Annotated in this window: 14 protein-coding genes; all 14 read left to right on the forward strand. The window is 40.9% G+C overall.

Annotated features, from left to right (window positions below; translation table 11 throughout):
• Positions 1 to 1,482 carry a type VI secretion system contractile sheath large subunit gene (tssC, locus tag B3Q63_RS06410; RefSeq protein ID WP_296175024.1) on the forward strand — a complete coding sequence of 494 codons (1,482 nt, stop codon included), beginning with the start codon at positions 1 to 3 and terminating at the stop codon, positions 1,480 to 1,482.
• 53 nt (positions 1,483 to 1,535) lie between these two features.
• Positions 1,536 to 2,039 (forward strand): Hcp family type VI secretion system effector, encoded by a 504-nt coding sequence (locus B3Q63_RS06415; protein WP_025651832.1) that lies wholly within the window; start codon positions 1,536 to 1,538, stop codon positions 2,037 to 2,039.
• A 103-nt stretch (positions 2,040 to 2,142) separates the two neighbouring features.
• Positions 2,143 to 2,634, forward strand: a complete 492-nt coding sequence (gene tssE / locus B3Q63_RS06420; RefSeq protein WP_201628005.1) for a type VI secretion system baseplate subunit TssE — start codon at positions 2,143 to 2,145, stop codon at positions 2,632 to 2,634.
• Between the two features lie 77 nt (positions 2,635 to 2,711).
• Positions 2,712 to 4,535, forward strand: a complete 1,824-nt coding sequence (gene tssF / locus B3Q63_RS06425; protein WP_296175030.1) for a type VI secretion system baseplate subunit TssF — start codon at positions 2,712 to 2,714, stop codon at positions 4,533 to 4,535.
• Positions 4,499 to 5,524: a type VI secretion system baseplate subunit TssG gene (tssG, locus tag B3Q63_RS06430; RefSeq protein ID WP_296175032.1), complete on the forward strand. Its 1,026-nt coding sequence runs from the start codon at positions 4,499 to 4,501 to the stop codon at positions 5,522 to 5,524. Before tssF ends, tssG begins: the two co-directional genes overlap by 37 nt.
• Positions 5,525 to 5,671: 147 nt before the next feature.
• On the forward strand, positions 5,672 to 8,626 hold the full coding sequence (tssH, locus tag B3Q63_RS06435; RefSeq protein WP_296175034.1) for a type VI secretion system ATPase TssH: 2,955 nt from the start codon (positions 5,672 to 5,674) through the stop codon (positions 8,624 to 8,626).
• Positions 8,626 to 9,780 (forward strand): type VI secretion system protein TssA, encoded by a 1,155-nt coding sequence (tssA, locus tag B3Q63_RS06440; protein WP_296175037.1) that lies wholly within the window; start codon positions 8,626 to 8,628, stop codon positions 9,778 to 9,780. The genes tssH and tssA overlap by 1 nt, the downstream gene beginning before the upstream one ends.
• Positions 9,781 to 9,895: 115 nt before the next feature.
• Positions 9,896 to 12,769 carry a type VI secretion system Vgr family protein gene (locus tag B3Q63_RS06445; protein ID WP_296175038.1) on the forward strand — a complete coding sequence of 958 codons (2,874 nt, stop codon included), beginning with the start codon at positions 9,896 to 9,898 and terminating at the stop codon, positions 12,767 to 12,769.
• 2 nt (positions 12,770 to 12,771) lie between these two features.
• Positions 12,772 to 14,568 (forward strand): hypothetical protein, encoded by a 1,797-nt coding sequence (locus B3Q63_RS06450; RefSeq protein WP_296175041.1) that lies wholly within the window; start codon positions 12,772 to 12,774, stop codon positions 14,566 to 14,568.
• A 4-nt stretch (positions 14,569 to 14,572) separates the two neighbouring features.
• Positions 14,573 to 15,325, forward strand: coding sequence for a hypothetical protein (locus B3Q63_RS06455; protein WP_296175043.1), 753 nt, complete (start codon positions 14,573 to 14,575; stop codon positions 15,323 to 15,325).
• A gap of 146 nt (positions 15,326 to 15,471) precedes the next feature.
• Positions 15,472 to 16,113 carry a hypothetical protein gene (locus B3Q63_RS06460; protein ID WP_296175046.1) on the forward strand — a complete coding sequence of 214 codons (642 nt, stop codon included), beginning with the start codon at positions 15,472 to 15,474 and terminating at the stop codon, positions 16,111 to 16,113.
• A 15-nt stretch (positions 16,114 to 16,128) separates the two neighbouring features.
• Positions 16,129 to 16,626, forward strand: coding sequence for a hypothetical protein (locus B3Q63_RS06465; RefSeq protein WP_296175049.1), 498 nt, complete (start codon positions 16,129 to 16,131; stop codon positions 16,624 to 16,626).
• A complete protein-coding gene (locus B3Q63_RS06470) occupies positions 16,623 to 16,877 on the forward strand; it encodes a hypothetical protein (protein WP_296175052.1) in 255 nt (84 codons plus the stop codon). Before B3Q63_RS06465 ends, B3Q63_RS06470 begins: the two co-directional genes overlap by 4 nt.
• Positions 16,878 to 17,327: 450 nt before the next feature.
• Positions 17,328 to 17,624 (forward strand): hypothetical protein, encoded by a 297-nt coding sequence (locus B3Q63_RS06475; RefSeq protein ID WP_296175053.1) that lies wholly within the window; start codon positions 17,328 to 17,330, stop codon positions 17,622 to 17,624.
• The last annotated feature ends 39 nt before the right edge of the window (positions 17,625 to 17,663 follow it).

Consider the following 17,663-nt stretch of genomic DNA (forward strand, 5'->3'; position numbering starts at 1 on the left):
ATGAGCGCTCAAGCCCAGTATGGTTCAGATATTATAGAAGAAAGCTTTGATTTGCTTGAAGATATCGTAAGTAAGAGCAACATTGCTAAATCCGATGAGGAAAAAAACCGTGCCAAGTCACAAATTGCAGAGCTTGCTAATGAAGTCATGCAAGGTACAGTAACTTTATCGGATAATTTGGCAGCATCGATTGATGCCCGTATTGCCCAAATTGATGCGCTGATATCGAAGCAATTGACCACGGTCATGCACGCGCCTGAATTCCAAAAGCTAGAGTCTAGTTGGCGCGGTCTGCATTATTTATGCAGTCAGACACCTTCTGAATCCATGCTAAAAATACGCATGCTCAATACCACTAAGCGTGAGCTAACCAAAGATTTCCAGTCTTCAATCGATTTTGATCAAAGCACGCTGTTTAAAAAGATATATGAAGAAGAGTTTGGTAGCTTTGGTGGCGAACCGTATGCCGCCATTGTCGGTGATTTTGAGTTTACGCGCCAAAATGCTGACATGTATTTGCTTGAACAACTGTCTCATGTGGCAGCTGCTGCGCATGCGCCGTTTGTATCAGCTGCTTCAGCTGAGATGTTTGGACTTGAGTCATTTACAGATATTGGGCGCCCTCGTGATTTATCAAAGATATTTGAAACGGCGGAATATATACGCTGGCGTGCTTTTAGGCAGTCTGAAGATGCACGCTATGTAGCGCTTACTGTTCCTAGATTCTTAGGCCGTCTACCTTATAACCCTAAAGATGGCACAGTGGTCGAAGGTTTTAATTTTGTTGAAGAAGTTTCTGGTACAGACCACAGTGATTATTTATGGGTCAATGCGGCCTATGCTTTCGCGTCACGTTTGACATCAGCTTTCTCTGATTATCGTTGGTGCGCCGCCATCCGCGGTGTTGAAGGAGGTGGGTTGGTTGAAGGCTTGCCTGTGCATACTTTTAAAACCGATGAAGGTGATTTGGCGCTCAAATGCCCAACGGAGATATCCATTACCGATCGCCGTGAAAAAGAGTTAAGTGATTTAGGATTTATACCGTTAGTGCATTGCAAAAACACCAACTATGCTGCCTTTTTCGGTGCGCAGTCTGTACAAAAAGCCAAGACTTATCAGAATGATGATGCCAATGCCAATGCGGTGCTATCCACTCAATTGCAGTACATCATGGCGGTCTCACGCATTGCTCATTACTTAAAAGCCATGATGCGTGACAAGGTTGGTAGTTTTTTAGCGCCTGGTAATGTTGAGTCGTTTTTAAATGACTGGATTTCACGTTACGTCTTGTTAGATGACGGTGCCTCTCAAGAAGCAAAAGCTCAGTATCCGCTGCGCGAAGCTTCTGTACAAGTTGTAGAAGTACCGGGTAAGCCTGGTGTCTACAAGTCAGTGGTCTTTTTGAGACCACACTTTCAACTTGACGAATTGTCTGTTTCTTTGCGACTGGTTACTCAACTGCCGCAGTCTAGCAACAGCTGATCGTTTATTAAAATCCAACGTTAACATTAAACTTCTCAAACAAGGTGTGTGATATGAAAGATATTTATATTCAGTTCCGTGGCAAATATAAAATTGATGGCGAGTCTCGTGATAGCGAGCATAAAGGTTGGCTTGAAGTAAATACTTGGGATCATTTGATTCGTCAGCCAAAATCAGCGACAGCCAGTAGCGTTGGTGGTCATACTTCTGAGCGTTGTGAACATGCTGATATGACATTTATGAAAGATTTGGACTCGACCAGTCCTAAGCTATGGGAAGCGTGTTCTGCTGGCTATACTTTCGATGAGATTCAAATTGATTTTTATCGTGCCAACGGTGATAAACGAGTTAAATATCTTGAAGTGAAACTGAAGCATGCACTTATTGCAAGTGTTGAGCCTACGGTACGTTCAGAAGGTGTGCCAATCGAAAAAGTCGGTATTAAGTATGCGGCGGTTGAGTGGACGTACACTCAGCAGGATATCGATGGTACTGCTAAAGGCGCAGTGACTAAGAAGTGGTCGCTAGCCAATAACACTGCTACTTATACCGCTTAAGCGAGATAGTGTTAGGTGTTATCCATTTATATATCTTGCCGAAAAGAAAGGTTTATATTTAGGCCTTTCTTTTTTATTTATTCAATTAGGGACGCTGATATCAATGAATTACGCTGCTAAGGCCTCTAATAAAGAAGTGGGTTTTCGCCCAAACTTGTTCGAACAACTGTTCGATGATCAGCCTCGGCATTTAGCGCATGAGCTCGTGGTTCGCAGGCTTAATATTGATGAATTGAAATCGTCCGTCGCCCAAGATTTGGAATCTTTATTAAATACCCGTTGTGTGGTGTCAAGTAAGCTGCAAGCCTATCAACACGTGCGCTCATCGATATTAAACTTTGGCATATTGGACTTCGTTGGATTAAGCAGTGCCAATCCTGTTGATTGTGATTATATCTGTCGTCAAATTGCTCAAACGGTTGAGCAGCAAGATACTCGATTAAAAAACGTTCGAGTCTCATTAGATATTGGCGCGGTCGATGTCAATCAGCTGTGTTTTTCTATTGAAGCTTTACTAAAAGTTTATCCAGCACAAGAGCTGGTCAGTTTTGATGCGTTCTTTGAGCCAAGCTCTCAGCGTTACTTAATAAAATAATCAGTATTTATTTAATGCAATAAATACTCTCACCGCTCAATCTATGTCGTTGGCAGCGATCAATATACTGAGGCATCATGGACAGTTTACTTCCTTACTTTGAGCATGAGCTTAGCCTGTTTAATAAACAGTCAAAAGAATTTGCCAAGAAATATCCCAAGATAGCCAATCGGCTATTGATGGGGCACGATACGGTAGATGATCCACATATTGAGCGCCTTATTCAGTCTTTTTCGTTGATTAGCGCACGCATCAATAAAAAGCTGGACGATTCATACGCTGACTTTACCGAATCCTTATTAGAAGTGGTTTATCCTGATTACCTCAAACCTTTTCCATCGGTCTCTATTGCGCAGTTTAATTTAGGCGTACAGGGCAATGCGATGAGTGAGGCAGTTTTAGTTCCTAAACAAAGCCCATTTGCCACACAAAAAATAAACGGGACGCCGTGTCAGTTCCAGTCAACTCAAGATGTGACTTTACTGCCGCTGCAGATAGATAACGTCAGTTTTGAGACTCACCAAGAAGTGTACGACAATCAGCATGGACTGCTTAATGGTTGTATTAGTATTAAATTTAAAGGTCTTAATCCGAGCTTCGATTATCAAGCGTTATTAAATCATGCGCTAGATTTATATGTAGATGAAGATGCGAGTCAAGGTACAAGCCTTTGGGACTTGTTGTGGTGTGATGTGAGACAAACCCATCTACAAGGCAAGCAAGTCAACAAGGTATCGGGTAGTCCGTTCGAGATAATAGGCTTTGACCCTGAGCAGAAAATTCTTCCAAGCCATCGGGTGAGTAATGTGGCCTCTGCCTTATTAAAGGAATACTTTTATTTTCCTGAAAAGTTCAATTTTTTACGTCTAAATCTTGGAAAAATTTGCCCTGATTTAAAAATCGATGGCAATGGCTTTGAGATACGCTGTTATTTTAAATTTGATAAAAAAAACACCATCCGGCTAAAAAATCTACAGCAACTGAGTGCCAGTAGCATCAAGCTGTTTTGCACACCAGTCGTCAACTTATTCAAGGCAGCCGCCAAACCCATTCAAGTCACTCATCGTTCTATCTATTATGATTTGGTGCCCGATACCCGTGCATTGTTTCAGCATGAAATCTATGAAGTTAATAAAGTTATAGAATCCAAACAGAGTGACAATCGTTTAATACAGCGTGAATACCATCCATTTTATGCGCTCAATCATTATGAGCAGCAAGATGACGGTCGTTATTACCATATCAAACGTGATAAGGATATGGCTGAGTTCAAGCAAGGTTTTGAATATCAGATTATGTTTGTGGAAAAAAACCGTGAAGATTTATCCGGCGCGGTGAGCATGAGTGCTTCTTTATTGTGTACCAATAGAGACTTGCCAGCCCAAGTAGTGTTTGGTCAAAGCCGCGGCGATTTGTTTAGCGAAGGGATGACAGGTTTTAGCAGTTTGTCGTTATTAAAGCAGCCGACCAGAACGGCACGGTTTGAATATACAGGCGAAGAGCGTTGGCGCTTGATATCGCTGATTAGTCTAAACTTTTTATCATTGGCTGCTCAAGATGCGGAGCTGATGAAAGAGTATCTGTCGCTATATGATATTACCCAATCCGCTTCTAATAAACTCTTGGTTGAAGGTATTGTCTCTGTTGCAACCAGCATTAAAGCTCGACGTATTCAGCGTTTGCCGCAACCGGGGTTTGTACGCGGTACGGTGATTGATATTCAAATTAACCAAAAGAATTTTGCTGGGGTCAGTATCCGCCAGTTTGCCCATTTACTGGCGCATGTTTTTGGTTATCACGCCAGTTTAAATAGCTTTGTTGAAGTGTCCATAAGCGACGCTGTTACCAAAGAGGAGATATATAGATGTCACCCACGCAGTGGTCTCAGTCCTCTTATTTAACCGATCTAATAGCTGCGCCGCAAACCTATGAGCTATTGCAAGCGCTGCGTTTGATTGAGCGCGAAGTCAGTATGGGGCATACGCCTATTGAAGTGCGCTACCGTGCCTCGTTGTCACTGGCGTATCCGCAAGCTGAAATTGAGTCGATGGCGCTCATTGCTCAAGAAAATATGGAAGGCAGTGCTAGTTCAGTAAAGGCGGATCAAGTAAAGAGTAGGCAGATAGAGGTCTATCCAGCAGTTATCGGACTCACAGGTCCATTGGCGGCCTTGCCAGCGATGTATACCGATCATCTGGCATCGCGAGTCAATCATGCAAAAGATAAAGCAGCACCGGCATTTTTAGATTTGTTTAATCATCGTTTAACTGACTTATATGTGCAGGCGAGTTGGTTTTATAACTTGCCATTACAGTATGAGATAAATAATAAAAAGGACAGTTATCTACTGAGCTTGCGGGCGCTTGCGCGGCAGCCGAAGAAACTCACAGCAATCGATAGCTTGATTGCCTATGCTGGCATGATTGCACCAGGGCGTCTGACTGCCGATCAATTATCGCATGTGTTGTCGCATTTTTTGGATAGTACCGTTAGTGTCGAGCAGTTCGTGCCTGAATGGTTTGATCTGCCCGCAAGTGAGCAAACAGTACTTGGTGGGCAGCACGCCGCACTGGGGCTCTCTGCATTTTGCGGCGCGCGTGTCGTACAGTTTGATAGCAAAATTAGAATCGTATTTCACCAGTTAGATGCCAAGCGTTATTTAAGGCTGTTACCAGCGGGTGACATGTATCACATCATTATTGATTTTATTCGCAAATGGTGTGGGGTCAGCTTGGCAGTTGAGATGCAATTAGAGTTAGATAAGCAATATATCACCCCTTTGTCATTATCTGAAAATAGTTTTGGTGGTTTGGGTCAGGGCGGGTTTTTGGTGTCGCAGCCTGCGACGAAGCATCATGATGACACTCGTTATGCGTTGCCTATTCAGTAAATATTTTATGACCAATGGATAGGTTGCTTGTCTATTTATCAGCAATCCTAAGTTTTATATAGGTAGGTTTTACCTATTGTGAAGAGCCATAAATTAGTTTTACAAAAATGATATGCAGTCTATTAAAAATGCCAAAGGAAAAGGTTTATGAGCCAGTTAAAAGCTGTAATTACCCGCTTGAGTCCAAGTTGCCGACAGTGTTTGCAGCAGGCAGCTAGGCTTTGTATCAATAACGGGCACCGTGAAGTTGATACGGTTCATCTGCTACACGAACTGATTGCTACCCCGTACAATGATGTGGCTCAAATACTCAAAGCTAATAAGGTTAGCCAGCAATCACTCTTAGCAGACATAACAGATTCGCTCAATACCTTTGGGCAGGCAACAGGTCTAACGCCTGTATTTAGTCAAAGCTTGATGGCGTTGTTAGAAGATGCGTGGGAGCTTGCCAGTAGCCAATATAATAAAAGTGATAATAACAGTCCTCTAGAAATCCGCTCTGGACATATATTGCTCGTGCTATTAGCGTATGAGCGTTATCAGCCATTATTAAAAACCCTTTCTGAGCAGCTACAGTACATCGATCGTTTTACCCTAAAAGATGATTATGAGCGTCAGTGTCTTGGTAGTACCGAAGGCAGTGGCACTATCCAATCAGCCAAGGTGGCGCTAGGTGAGAATACCAATACCAATAGTGATAGGTCTGATAACAGTGACACGCAATCAGAACTAAGCCAGACCACCAAAATACCAACTCCTGCGCTAGATAAATATACTTATGATTTGACCGCAAAAGCCAGTGCCGATCAAATAGATCCAGTGATAGGCCGTGAGTTTGAGATTCATCAGCTGATTGATATTTTGATTCGTCGTCGTCAAAACAATCCTATTTTGACAGGTGAGGCAGGCGTTGGTAAAACAGCTGTGGTAGAGGGATTGGCGCAAAAAATAGTCGCCGGTCAAGTCCCTGATCAGCTCAAAGACGTGACGATACGCAGTCTCGATATGGGGCTATTGCAAGCTGGGGCGAGTGTCAAAGGTGAATTTGAGAACCGTCTAAAGCAAGTCATCGAAGAAGTACAAGCCTCGCTACAGCCGATTATCTTGTTCATCGATGAAGCGCATACCTTGATTGGCGCTGGCGGGCAGGCAGGTCAGAATGATGCGGCTAATTTATTAAAGCCTGCGCTGGCTCGTGGTGAGCTGAGAACCATTGCTGCGACGACATGGTCGGAGTACAAAAAATACTTCGAAAAAGACGCTGCATTGTCACGTCGCTTTCAGGTAGTCAAGGTCGATGAGCCTGATATCGATACGGCAGTGGCGATGATTCGTGGTTTGAGTGCCAAGATGCAGGCGCACTTTGGCATATTGATAGATGATGATGCACTGCAAGCAGCCGTTGAGCTGTCAGCACGTTATATCAGTGATAGACAACTGCCTGATAAAGCGGTCAGCGTACTAGATACGGCAGCGGCACGAGTAAGCTTATCAAAGACAGCCATGCCTAATCAGCTTGATAGACTACAAGCCAAAGGCGTGCAACTAGAGCAGCATATCAACAATCTCAGTCAACAGCTTGAGCGTATCGGCGGCATTGCCGAAAAAGAAAAAATCGGCCAAAAAATTGCTGTGCTTGATGAGCAGCGTCAGGCCAATAAACAAAGCATTGCTGACATGACCAGTCGCTGGCATAAGCAACGTCAGCTTAATGATCAGCTTGATGCACTCAATCAGCAATTGAATGGCAAGGCAGATGATGCCTTTAATACGAATACGCTCAGTGCAAAAGAGCGTTTGGACAAACAAACTGAATATCAAAATATCGAGCAGTCGCTAAAACAAATACAAGAGACGCATCGCCTGATTCATCCTGTATTAGATCGGCAGGTTATCAAACAGATTATCTCAGATTGGACCGGAATTCCACTTAATGATATGGCGGGGAATGAAAAAGACCATATCTTAAATTTGGCTGATACCTTGCAAGCGCGTGTCATTGGGCAAGATCATTCTGTGGCTGCTATCGTGAAGCGGATTCATACTGCAAAAGCTAGGCTAGATGATCCTAGTCGCCCGCAAGGTGTCTTTATGTTAGTAGGGCCAAGTGGTGTTGGTAAAACAGAAACCGCATTGGCGTTATCAGAGGTATTGTATGGCGGTGAGCGCAATCTTATCACTATCAATCTTTCAGAATATCAAGAAGCACATAGCGTTGCCTCCTTAAAAGGCTCGCCGCCAGGTTATGTTGGCTATGGTGAAGGTGGCGTATTGACAGAAGCTATTCGCCGTCGTCCCTATAGCGTGCTCTTACTCGATGAAGTAGAAAAAGCCCATCCAGATGTACTCGATTTGTTTTATCAGGTCTTTGATAAAGGGGTAATGGAAGACAGTGAGGGGCGTTTGATTGATTTCAAAAACACGCTGATCTTATTGACCAGTAATGTTGGTTCCTCCGCGATTATGCAGCAGTGTATCAATACCGATCCAGCCGTCACTGATTTTAGCTTACCAGACAGCGACAGCTTAAAACAGGTCATCAATCCGCATTTGTATAAAGTCTTTAAACCTGCATTTTTGGGTCGTTTAACCGTTATTCCTTACTATCCATTGACTGATGATGCGCTTGCAGAGATTATTGGCTTAAAGCTCGACAAAATCACTGGCCGTATCCGTGATAATTACGATATTCCTTGTGTCATTGATCCTGAGGTAATTGAGCTGATTTTATCACGTTGTCATGAAGTCGATTCTGGTGCACGTAACGCCGATGCGATTATTAGTCATACCTTGCTACCGCAGCTGGCGGGTCAACTGCTTGCCCATGATGACAGTCAAAGTATGCTAAAAAATATCACGGTACTTGTCGATAAGGACGACAATTTTGCCTATCGTCTTGATACTGAAGCTGTTGTAGCGCTCAATCAAATAGCGCAATACAGTGAATATAAGACTGAAGATAAAGTTAATGAGGCGCCAAGCAAACAAGTTTCAGCTAAGAAGTCTGTCACCAAAAACGCTACTACTAAAGAGCCTGCCGTTAAAAGACCGCCAGTGAAAAAAACGGTCAGTAAAAAGGCTGTTAAGGAAGAGGCACTATAATGAATACCGATAACTTTTTAGCAACCAATATTGACACCCTTATCGCGCCAATCGATGGCAGCCATCATGGGGTCGGTGAAGATCTCATCTTTGATCCACGTATCGATGCTATCGTTGCCGCTCGTCAAGAGGATGACCCATTACTGGCGCAAGGAAACTGGGTCACTGAGCTAAAAGTGGCTGACTGGGATTTTGTCAAAAACCAATGTGCCGAGTTGCTCAGCCATACCAGTAAAGATATGAAGCTCGCACTTTGGTATGTGGATGCATTGAGTCATACCGATCATTTAGCGGGTATTAGCCAAGGTTTGAGTCTATTGCAGACACTGAACGATGACTATTGGCTAACTATGTATCCGCCACTAGATGGCGAAGAAGAGAGCATGGATATCAGGGCAGGGTTGCTGTCATGGTTTGTCAAAGCGCTCACTGATGATATCAAGCAACTATCACTTGCTGATACTAAGGTAGAAAGCTATAACTATAACTACTACCTAACTGCTCGTGATCATGATAAGCAGCGTCAGCAAAACCCCGATAGCGAAACCTCCAATCAACTAACATTAAGCGACTACAACCACGCCATAAAGAACAGTAACGAAACTTGGCAAAAAACACTCATGAGCAATCTCAATAAAGTTACTGAGCAGTGGCAGGCACTGACTGATCAGCTCAATGATCTAATGGGTATGGATGCACCTGTATTTGCGCCTGTGACGGATCTGTTAATGGCATTGAAGCAACATTTGCACCCACTGCTACCAGAGTATGCCGATACTACTAATAGTATTAGTCAAGAGGGCATAGCCGATACTGTAGACAGTACAGGTGATCATGAAAGTACGAAGTCGAACGGTAATAAATCATTAGCTAGCACAAAAAATGTCACCTTAACTGATTTTAATCCTAGTAACCGCGATCATCAAAGCAATCGTCGGCAAGCGCTTAAATTGCTGGCTCAAATCCAAGAGTATTTTGCGACCAATGAGCCACACAGTCCAGTGACTTTTTTACTGGGTCGAGCGATTGATTGGGCCGATATGCCGTTGGATCAATGGTTGGCTCATATCATTAAAAACGAAGATCAATTATCCATGATCTCTGACATGGTTGGTATTCAACCGAAACGACAATCGTCTGACGATAGCTATTGATGATGAGCATTAAAGTTGGATTGATGGGGCGGTTTCTCCACTGGCAATCTCTGCGGAATGTGTGATCTTGTGATATTAAACTTTACACCTTTGGACTGATAAAGAAGGGCTTATCATGGTATGGACTCAAACAAAGCGCCATCTGCAAATTAGTAGTGCGCATCCTGATATCGCCAGCAGTCTTATTCAACAGGCAGATATTGTCGAAAGTTTGCTTGGTATGCCGCTGCCAGACAGTGTCTGGCAGAAACCCGCGCTTATGCCAGCGCTTAATGCCTATCCAAGTCCTTACCATCAAGATCAACGAGCGCAGTCTTATCAGCAGCGCCAGCTTGCACTGTATTGCGGCTACCGTATTAGTATCACGTTATTGCATCCACAAGTAGGGCTGGATATAAAGGAGTGGTTAGGGCAAAGTATGTCCATACACTGGCACACTAGTGACCCTATACTGCCAAGCCAAATTCGCCACGGCATTATTACTGAAGCAGTTGCCGTAGGTAGTAACAGTGGTATGGCTGCCTACCGTATTATTTGCGAGCCTATTTTAAGTCAATTACGTTTTAATAGTCATAATCGCCGCCACCATCATCTCAGTTTAAGTGAGCTTATTAGCCAAATCATCAGCCCGTATAGTATGGACATCGAGCTTGACGAGCGCCTCAGTGATGATAGTAACTACCATATTCAGCATAGCGTTCAGTATAATCAAACCGATTTCGCCTATCTAACACAATACCTTGCCCTCTATAGTGTCACTGGCTACTACCGTCATGAGAGCGATAAGCATACTTTGGTTTTATTGCCACACGACGCTGAAGCCTTACGCCCAGACACAAACGATATTCAAAGGATCTTAAGTCAAAACCCTGCTAATCTCGCTGATAGAAAAGATTGCATCACTGCCATTCGTCCACGTATTGCTCAGCATACCCAACAAAGCAACCTATATCGCTATGATAATCGTCTGATGGATACTTATACAGGCAGTAGCAGTAGCGAGCAACCTATTAACTCATCAAGCAGCACTCATCAGCGCTTTTTGCACAGTCATACCTATTTTGATGATGCGGGTCTCGATAGGCTTGCCACCCGCTACCAACAGAACGCGCAGCAGCTTGCCAATCTAGGCAGCCTAACAGGCAATATTCGTCATCTGAATCTGCCATGCGCTCATTACATTGAGGGCAATCCTTATGTGGCTGAGCCTATAAGCCTAGTCTCCATTCACCATCATATAAATAATCATTTGCCCACCGATTGGTTAGGTATGTCACCCTTTGACCCCATTACTTTACAGCCTAATACGAGCCACGATAATGATGATAACAACGTCCATCAAATTACGGCTTGCTATCTGCCATTTCCGCATCATCATCATATTCCTTATGGTGAACAGCTTGCTAAACTTGGACAACCGCATCCGAGTCTAACAGGTCTTATGAGCGCCAGCGTCATTGATACCGCAAGTGGTAGCGCCGTAGACACCGATCGCAACCACCGCGCCCATATTAGTTATCAATGGGAGGGCAACAGCAGTGAACAAAGTGCCCAATGGGTACCCATAGCCAGTCACCTCGTCGCCGACCACATGGGGCAAATGTATCCCTTGCGTCACGGTCAACACGTCCTCATCGACTTCATCGGTGGCGACATCACCCATCCCATTATCATTGGTAGCACTCATAATGGACAAGGTAATAGTGACGCTCAGCACAATAGCATCGTCAGTGACTCAGGTAGCATTGACGCCACCAGTCCAGCTTGGTTCATCAATCAAAGCCATGCCTATCCCATAGACGGCATCAAAACTCAAAGTATTGACTCTAGTCGCACAGGAGAAGCCAACAAAGACAGCTTGAATAACGGCTATAACCAGCTGTTGTTTGATGCCCATCCTGAGAGTCCACAGATCAACCTCTATAGCACCAGCTACCAGTCCAGCCTCACTATCGGTCATCTGTATCAGCATAGCGACCATACTCGCGGTCAAGCTCGCGGACAAGGCATTAGCATTGAAACGCAAGCTGCCGGTAATGTGCAAGGGAGTACAGGCATACACATCAGCAGCCATCAAGCTGACAGTCAATCAAAGCAGCATATGAGTCACAGCAGTCATAGCAAACTACAAACCGCTGATCAGCATCAAATAGCCTATCGAAGTCTAGCCGAGACACATCAACCCGTCGGATTAGACAGCTCGAACAATAAGAAAGATGATAATAAAGAACAGCAAACGCTATTCGCTACTTTTAGCAAAGATACCAACGACAGGGCGCTCAGCGAAGCTGGTCAATGGCAACAACCAAACTTGCTTATCGACTCTCAACGTCATCTTGCCATACTAAGCGGGCAACATAGCCAGCATACCAGTACTAAGAATACTCACGCGCATGCGACAGATAACACTCATCATCATAGCCAAGCCCAGATGAATCAACTGGTCGCAGGCGATATTCATTACTACTCAAACAAAGCGCAAACCCATACCGCGGCTCATGGTGATGTCACCATTCAAGCGCACCAGAATGAGATGCGCCTCGATAGTGAGCAAGTGCTTCGTATCCATAGTCGAGACAGTATCAAGATTATCGCGCCTGATACGCTGACTCTAAAAGCGGCGGGTAGTGGGATTGAGATATCAGGAGGTAATGTAACCTTTATCACACCAAGTCAAGTGGGCTACAAGGCCAGTAAGGTGGATTGGGGTAGTGGGGGTGGAGAGGCTTTAAGAAGAGTTCATCTAATGCAGGCAAAGATATCAGATAGTCTTTTATACACTACACAGTTCAAATTATTAGACTCAGATAGAAAGCCTCAACCAAACATAAAGTATGTAGCGTTTTTAGAAGACGGAGAAGTTATATCAGGTACTACTAATGCTAGTGGAGAAACTCAGCAATTTCAAACCGAAAATCCAGAAGAAATAGCTGTTCATTTTGCTACTGAACTATTGAGTGGTGTTGAAGTTACAAGATCGGGAGATTAAAAGTGAGTGAACAAACTGTAAGCGGTACTTTTAAACTTGAATACAAGAACTCAAATGGTAGACATGACTTTGTCGACGCTCATTATAGAATAGTAGATAAAAGAGGAAGAGTATTAAGAACCGGTAAAACTAATAAACATGGAAAGACTGAATCAGCCACTATAAAAAAAGGCGAGCCAATCTATATAGAGTTGAAAGACTTATCTAAGAATACGTGGGAGTCTGCAAGCCCTCGAAAAAAATTGGTTTACACACCAACTAAATCAGGACAAAGCGCTACTGTTCTGGTTTCTAACTGTTATTTCCAAGCTAAGCTAACGGCTAACAAATGGGTCAATTTTAAAAAACCATGGCGTTATGAGGTGGTATTTCAAGGTGACAATAATAAGAAAATCACATTGAAAGGCACATTAGATGAAGAAGGTAAGACTAAGATTTATGATTCACAAAAAATGCCAATGGCTAAAAACCATGAGAATACAGCAATAGCAAGATTCGAAGAACTGGTTGTAAGTAGTCAACCTAATGTTGAAGTAATATTTATTGAACCTATTACGGGCGAAAGGTTTTACGACTCTGATCGCGTTATTCCTATAGGTTCTGACAAAAAATATCGTGAATTTCAGATTCAACTAACTCCAAGCACTACGAAGGTTTATAGCGAAAAAAGTACAGTTCAACTGCAAGAACAAAAGCAGCGAAGAACAATCATACTTGATATTGACATGACAGCGGGAGCAACCTATACAATAACTCGAGAAGATAACAAAAAATTCTTTGACAATAAGTTAGCGGAGACTAAAAAATCAGTTTTTAAAGACGGTACACCGCATACTGTCTATATCCCAAAAAAATACAATGGGAAAGTACTACTTAAAAAAGGTAGTAAGACTATTGCAACTTTTCCATTAGAAGCTTTAGATCCTAATGATACAAACGCACCAGTTGTGTTCTGTTTAAGTAATAAAGTTAATTCTCAGCAATCCAATGGTGCTAAAAATATTCATTCAGGTCAGTCATCCATAATCGCTATACAAACAGATAACTCTATTCCTGAAGGAGAATATGATAAAAATAAAATATTTGGTGCAGACAAGGAGATAATTAAAAAATTAGTTAATAGTTTCTTAAACTCTTTAGCATTTGATGGTGGCCTGCTACCAGTAGTATCTGCTGCTAAAGATGCTGCTGAAAAGAATAACAGAAGGTTACTTTATGATACTGTATTTGCCCCTCTTTTTAAAAAAGGTGAAAGAGTAGTTTTTTATGTCAAAAAATCCAAAACAGGTAAGACTCTAATAATATTTAAAGGTTATTCTGGGCTACGTAAATATCTCGACTTTTCAAAAATTGGTACAAATCATCTGAAAGTAGGAATGATATCTGCAGCTGCTGATATAGCTGCCGCAAAACAGTTTTCTGGTGGAAAAGCTGCTTTGGAAACTGGAGTAAAAGCTACTGTCAAAGGGACAGGTTTAGGTTTTATCTTAGTTGCCGCATTTGATATAGCTGAATGGTGGTCATCTGATGATCCGTTTAATAATTGGTCTGATTTGTTTGTTAGTTTAGGCATAGACTTAGTTAAGACAGCAATAGCAACAGCTACAACTGTAGCAGTTAGCGCATCTATTATAATTGCAGCAGGCGCACTTGGATTAGCTGCAGCACCTGTTGCTTTAGTAGTAATAGGAGGAATAGGAGCAGGAATAGCAGTATCTTTTGCATTAGAATATGCAGATAGGAATTGGCTGCACACTACTGAAAAGGCAACTAACTACGTAAACAAGCTAGGATATTAACAATATGGTAAAGGTAGGATTTTCTAAAGAACTAGATGATATGTTATCAAAGCCAGAAATTGATGGAATTGGAATATTTATTATATTTATTACTAGTTTCTTTTTCATATTTCCAGCTTTTCTGAATCAGTATTACTGGTTGTTTTTTCTGTTAAGTATTGGAATAGCATTTGTTTTGTATTTCACACCAAATGATATGAAGTTAAAAAACATTAATTTTTTATTCTATTTTAAGTTCATAGGTATATTTATAGGTTCTGTAAATCTGCTTTTATGTTCTATTTTAATGTACGTTAACGATAAAAACTATATACCTAGTATTGCAGTTTTGTTTTTAGTAGTTTTTGTCGCTTTGACAGCAATAGAAGTAATAATTTCAAAAAACGATAGTAATTCTATTAAATTTAATAATGCTATAAGAAGTAATATATTCAACGTAGAAAAGAATCCTACATTTTTCTTAGATACTTGGTCTAATCATATTAAAAAAAAGGACATTAAACTTATTTCAACTTTATACGATAAAATAATGTGGGTTTTTTTATTGCCTATCGTACCTTTAGTATTATTTGGTAAAAGTGCGGTTGGTGTGTCTGTATTGTTAAGCAAATACACAGTAGGGTTTCTAGAATATAATTTTATCATATCCATCTTTGGTTTTATAGTATTTGGATTGGCATTGATTTTTAATAAATTAGCAATCATGGGTTTTATGACGTTTTTACAAGCGTGTCGTATAAATGAAGAATACAATTAGTTAAAAAATTAACGCTTAGATATTCAATTTCATGGCATTTTTAGACAAACGAAGCGTTAGCAGAAGGGCTCTATGAGTTTGATAGAGAAAGTAAAGGCTCAACCAATGATCTCAAAAAGATTGCTAATACCATCTTTGGTTCAATAGTGTTTGATGGTGTTACATTGCCTACAGTCGGGGAAGCTCAAAATGCGTTGAGAGCTAATAACCGAAGCTTTATCTACGATGCTTTTAGAAAGCTAAAAGTCGGTAAAGATAAGCAAGAGGTATTAAAATTTTGCATTAAAAAGTCTAAAACTGGTGCCAACATGATCATATTTAAAGAATACTCCGGATTAAGAAGCTTCTTAACAGGGACTCGATACGGAATTGATAATATGAAGGTTGGTATGATTGCCTCAGCATCTAGTGTTTATGCAGCGGCAACATCAGTAGGACTAGGTGCAGCCGCTAAAACGACGGCAGTTACAGCGGGTAAAAGTTTAGGCGGTCTTGGCTTTGGTATAGTCGCCGCTTTTGAAATAGCAGAGTGGCTTGCCTCAGACGATCCATTTAACAACTGGTCAGACTTATGGATGGGGCTTGGTAGTAGTGCCATTAAAGCAGTTATCGCAACTGCAGTAGGTTTGGCTACAGCAGCCTTAGTGGTTGCTGGTGGAGCTGCAATTGTTGTGATAGGTGTTGGCGTAGTAGTCGCAGTAGTTGCTTCATTTACTCTTGAATGGGTAGATAGAAAATTTACAATAACGGATAGAGCTAAGGGTTATATAAATGAACTTGGCTACTAAACTTGGAGTAGTTTTTTGAAAAATATACCTTGTCAACTGCCTGATCCAGTAGAGTTTCCAGAAAAACCCTATATGCATTTCAGAGGTAAAGCAGCTATTCCATTGGTGATAATTATGGCATCGTGGTTCTTAGCATTTGCTCACTACTTAGCAGGTATTGATCAGCTCTGGACTTTAGCTATCTTAGGCTTTTGTCTTATATATGGGATTATTCCAACTAAGTGGTATATGCAGAATGTCTATCGTTTTTTTATAGGTTCTTTTATCGGAACTTTGTATATTTCACTACTATTTTATTATATTGGTTGGCTTTTCTTTTTCGAATCAGGTATTTATTCATCAAAAATATTGTTAATGATAGTTGCAATCATTGTTTACTTTATTATATTTTCTATCGAATTATATCAATCACTTAGCAAAGTTAGTGAATGTAAAAAAATGATAAATCTATCTATTTTAAAGACTCATAATGAAGGAGTTTTTTTTCAATTGGAAGCTGGATTAATAGATTGAATAAATATTATCCAAATGCAAGTAATAGCTTTACTACGAATTTCTTTTTAATATTAATTATTCCAGTTGTTTTAGTTGGGTTTATTGGTGGAAGTCCTTTGGTGTCTGCTAAAATTCTAATAAATAACGATGAAGATATATTGGTCAGTCTTATTATTTTTCTTGGACTAATCGCTTTAAGTATCGCTTTAATGCCATTTGCAGTTAAAGAGCTAATTAAAATAGTTGCATTAATACAAGTAGAAGATTGATTTTGAAAAACATACTGTGTCAACTGCCTGATCCATTAAAGTTTCCAGAAAAGCTATACATGCACTTTGCAGGTAAATTTGGCATTCCTATAATTGTACTAATGGCATCTTGGTTTTTGGCATTTGCTCATTAATTATTAGGCATCAGCCAATTCTGGATACTTGGCATACTAGGGTTTTTTTATATATGCAATTATTCCTACTAGATGGTATGTGAAAAACATTTATCGCTTTTCTATTGGTTCATTTATTGGCGTTCTATCTACTTTATTAGTATTTTATTATATTGGCTGGATTTTTTTATGAGCATAGATATTAAATTACCAGTAACAACACTAGTGCTAGGTATAATAATTATATATATTTCTATATTCAGTATAGACTTATATCAATTCCAAAATAAAAATAGTGTGTACCAGCGACTAATAGAAAAATCTATTGGAGATATTAATGAAGAAAAAATTTTTTTCGTTTGATATTTGGATTACGAGTCTAAAAAAATCATCTGTGAATTTGGGTAGTGGTATATCTATGTATATACTTTTAATTTTGTCAGTTCCTGTACTTGTAATAGGTTTTTTTGGTGGTAATCCTTTAGTATCTGCCAGAATTATCTTGGATAGCAATCAAGATTTTTTAGCTTATATTGTCATGAGTCTTGTTTGTCTTGCTTTAGGCGTTTTTTTAATAACGTTTGCAGTTAGAGAGCCGCTTAAAATAATTGCAGTAATACGTTTAAATAAATGAACGTAAAAATATAACTTGTTAACCGCTTAACTCGAAAGA

Origin of the sequence: Psychrobacter sp. UBA2769 (assembly GCF_002352555.1) — a bacterium.
GTDB classification, from domain to species: domain Bacteria; phylum Pseudomonadota; class Gammaproteobacteria; order Pseudomonadales; family Moraxellaceae; genus Psychrobacter; species Psychrobacter maritimus.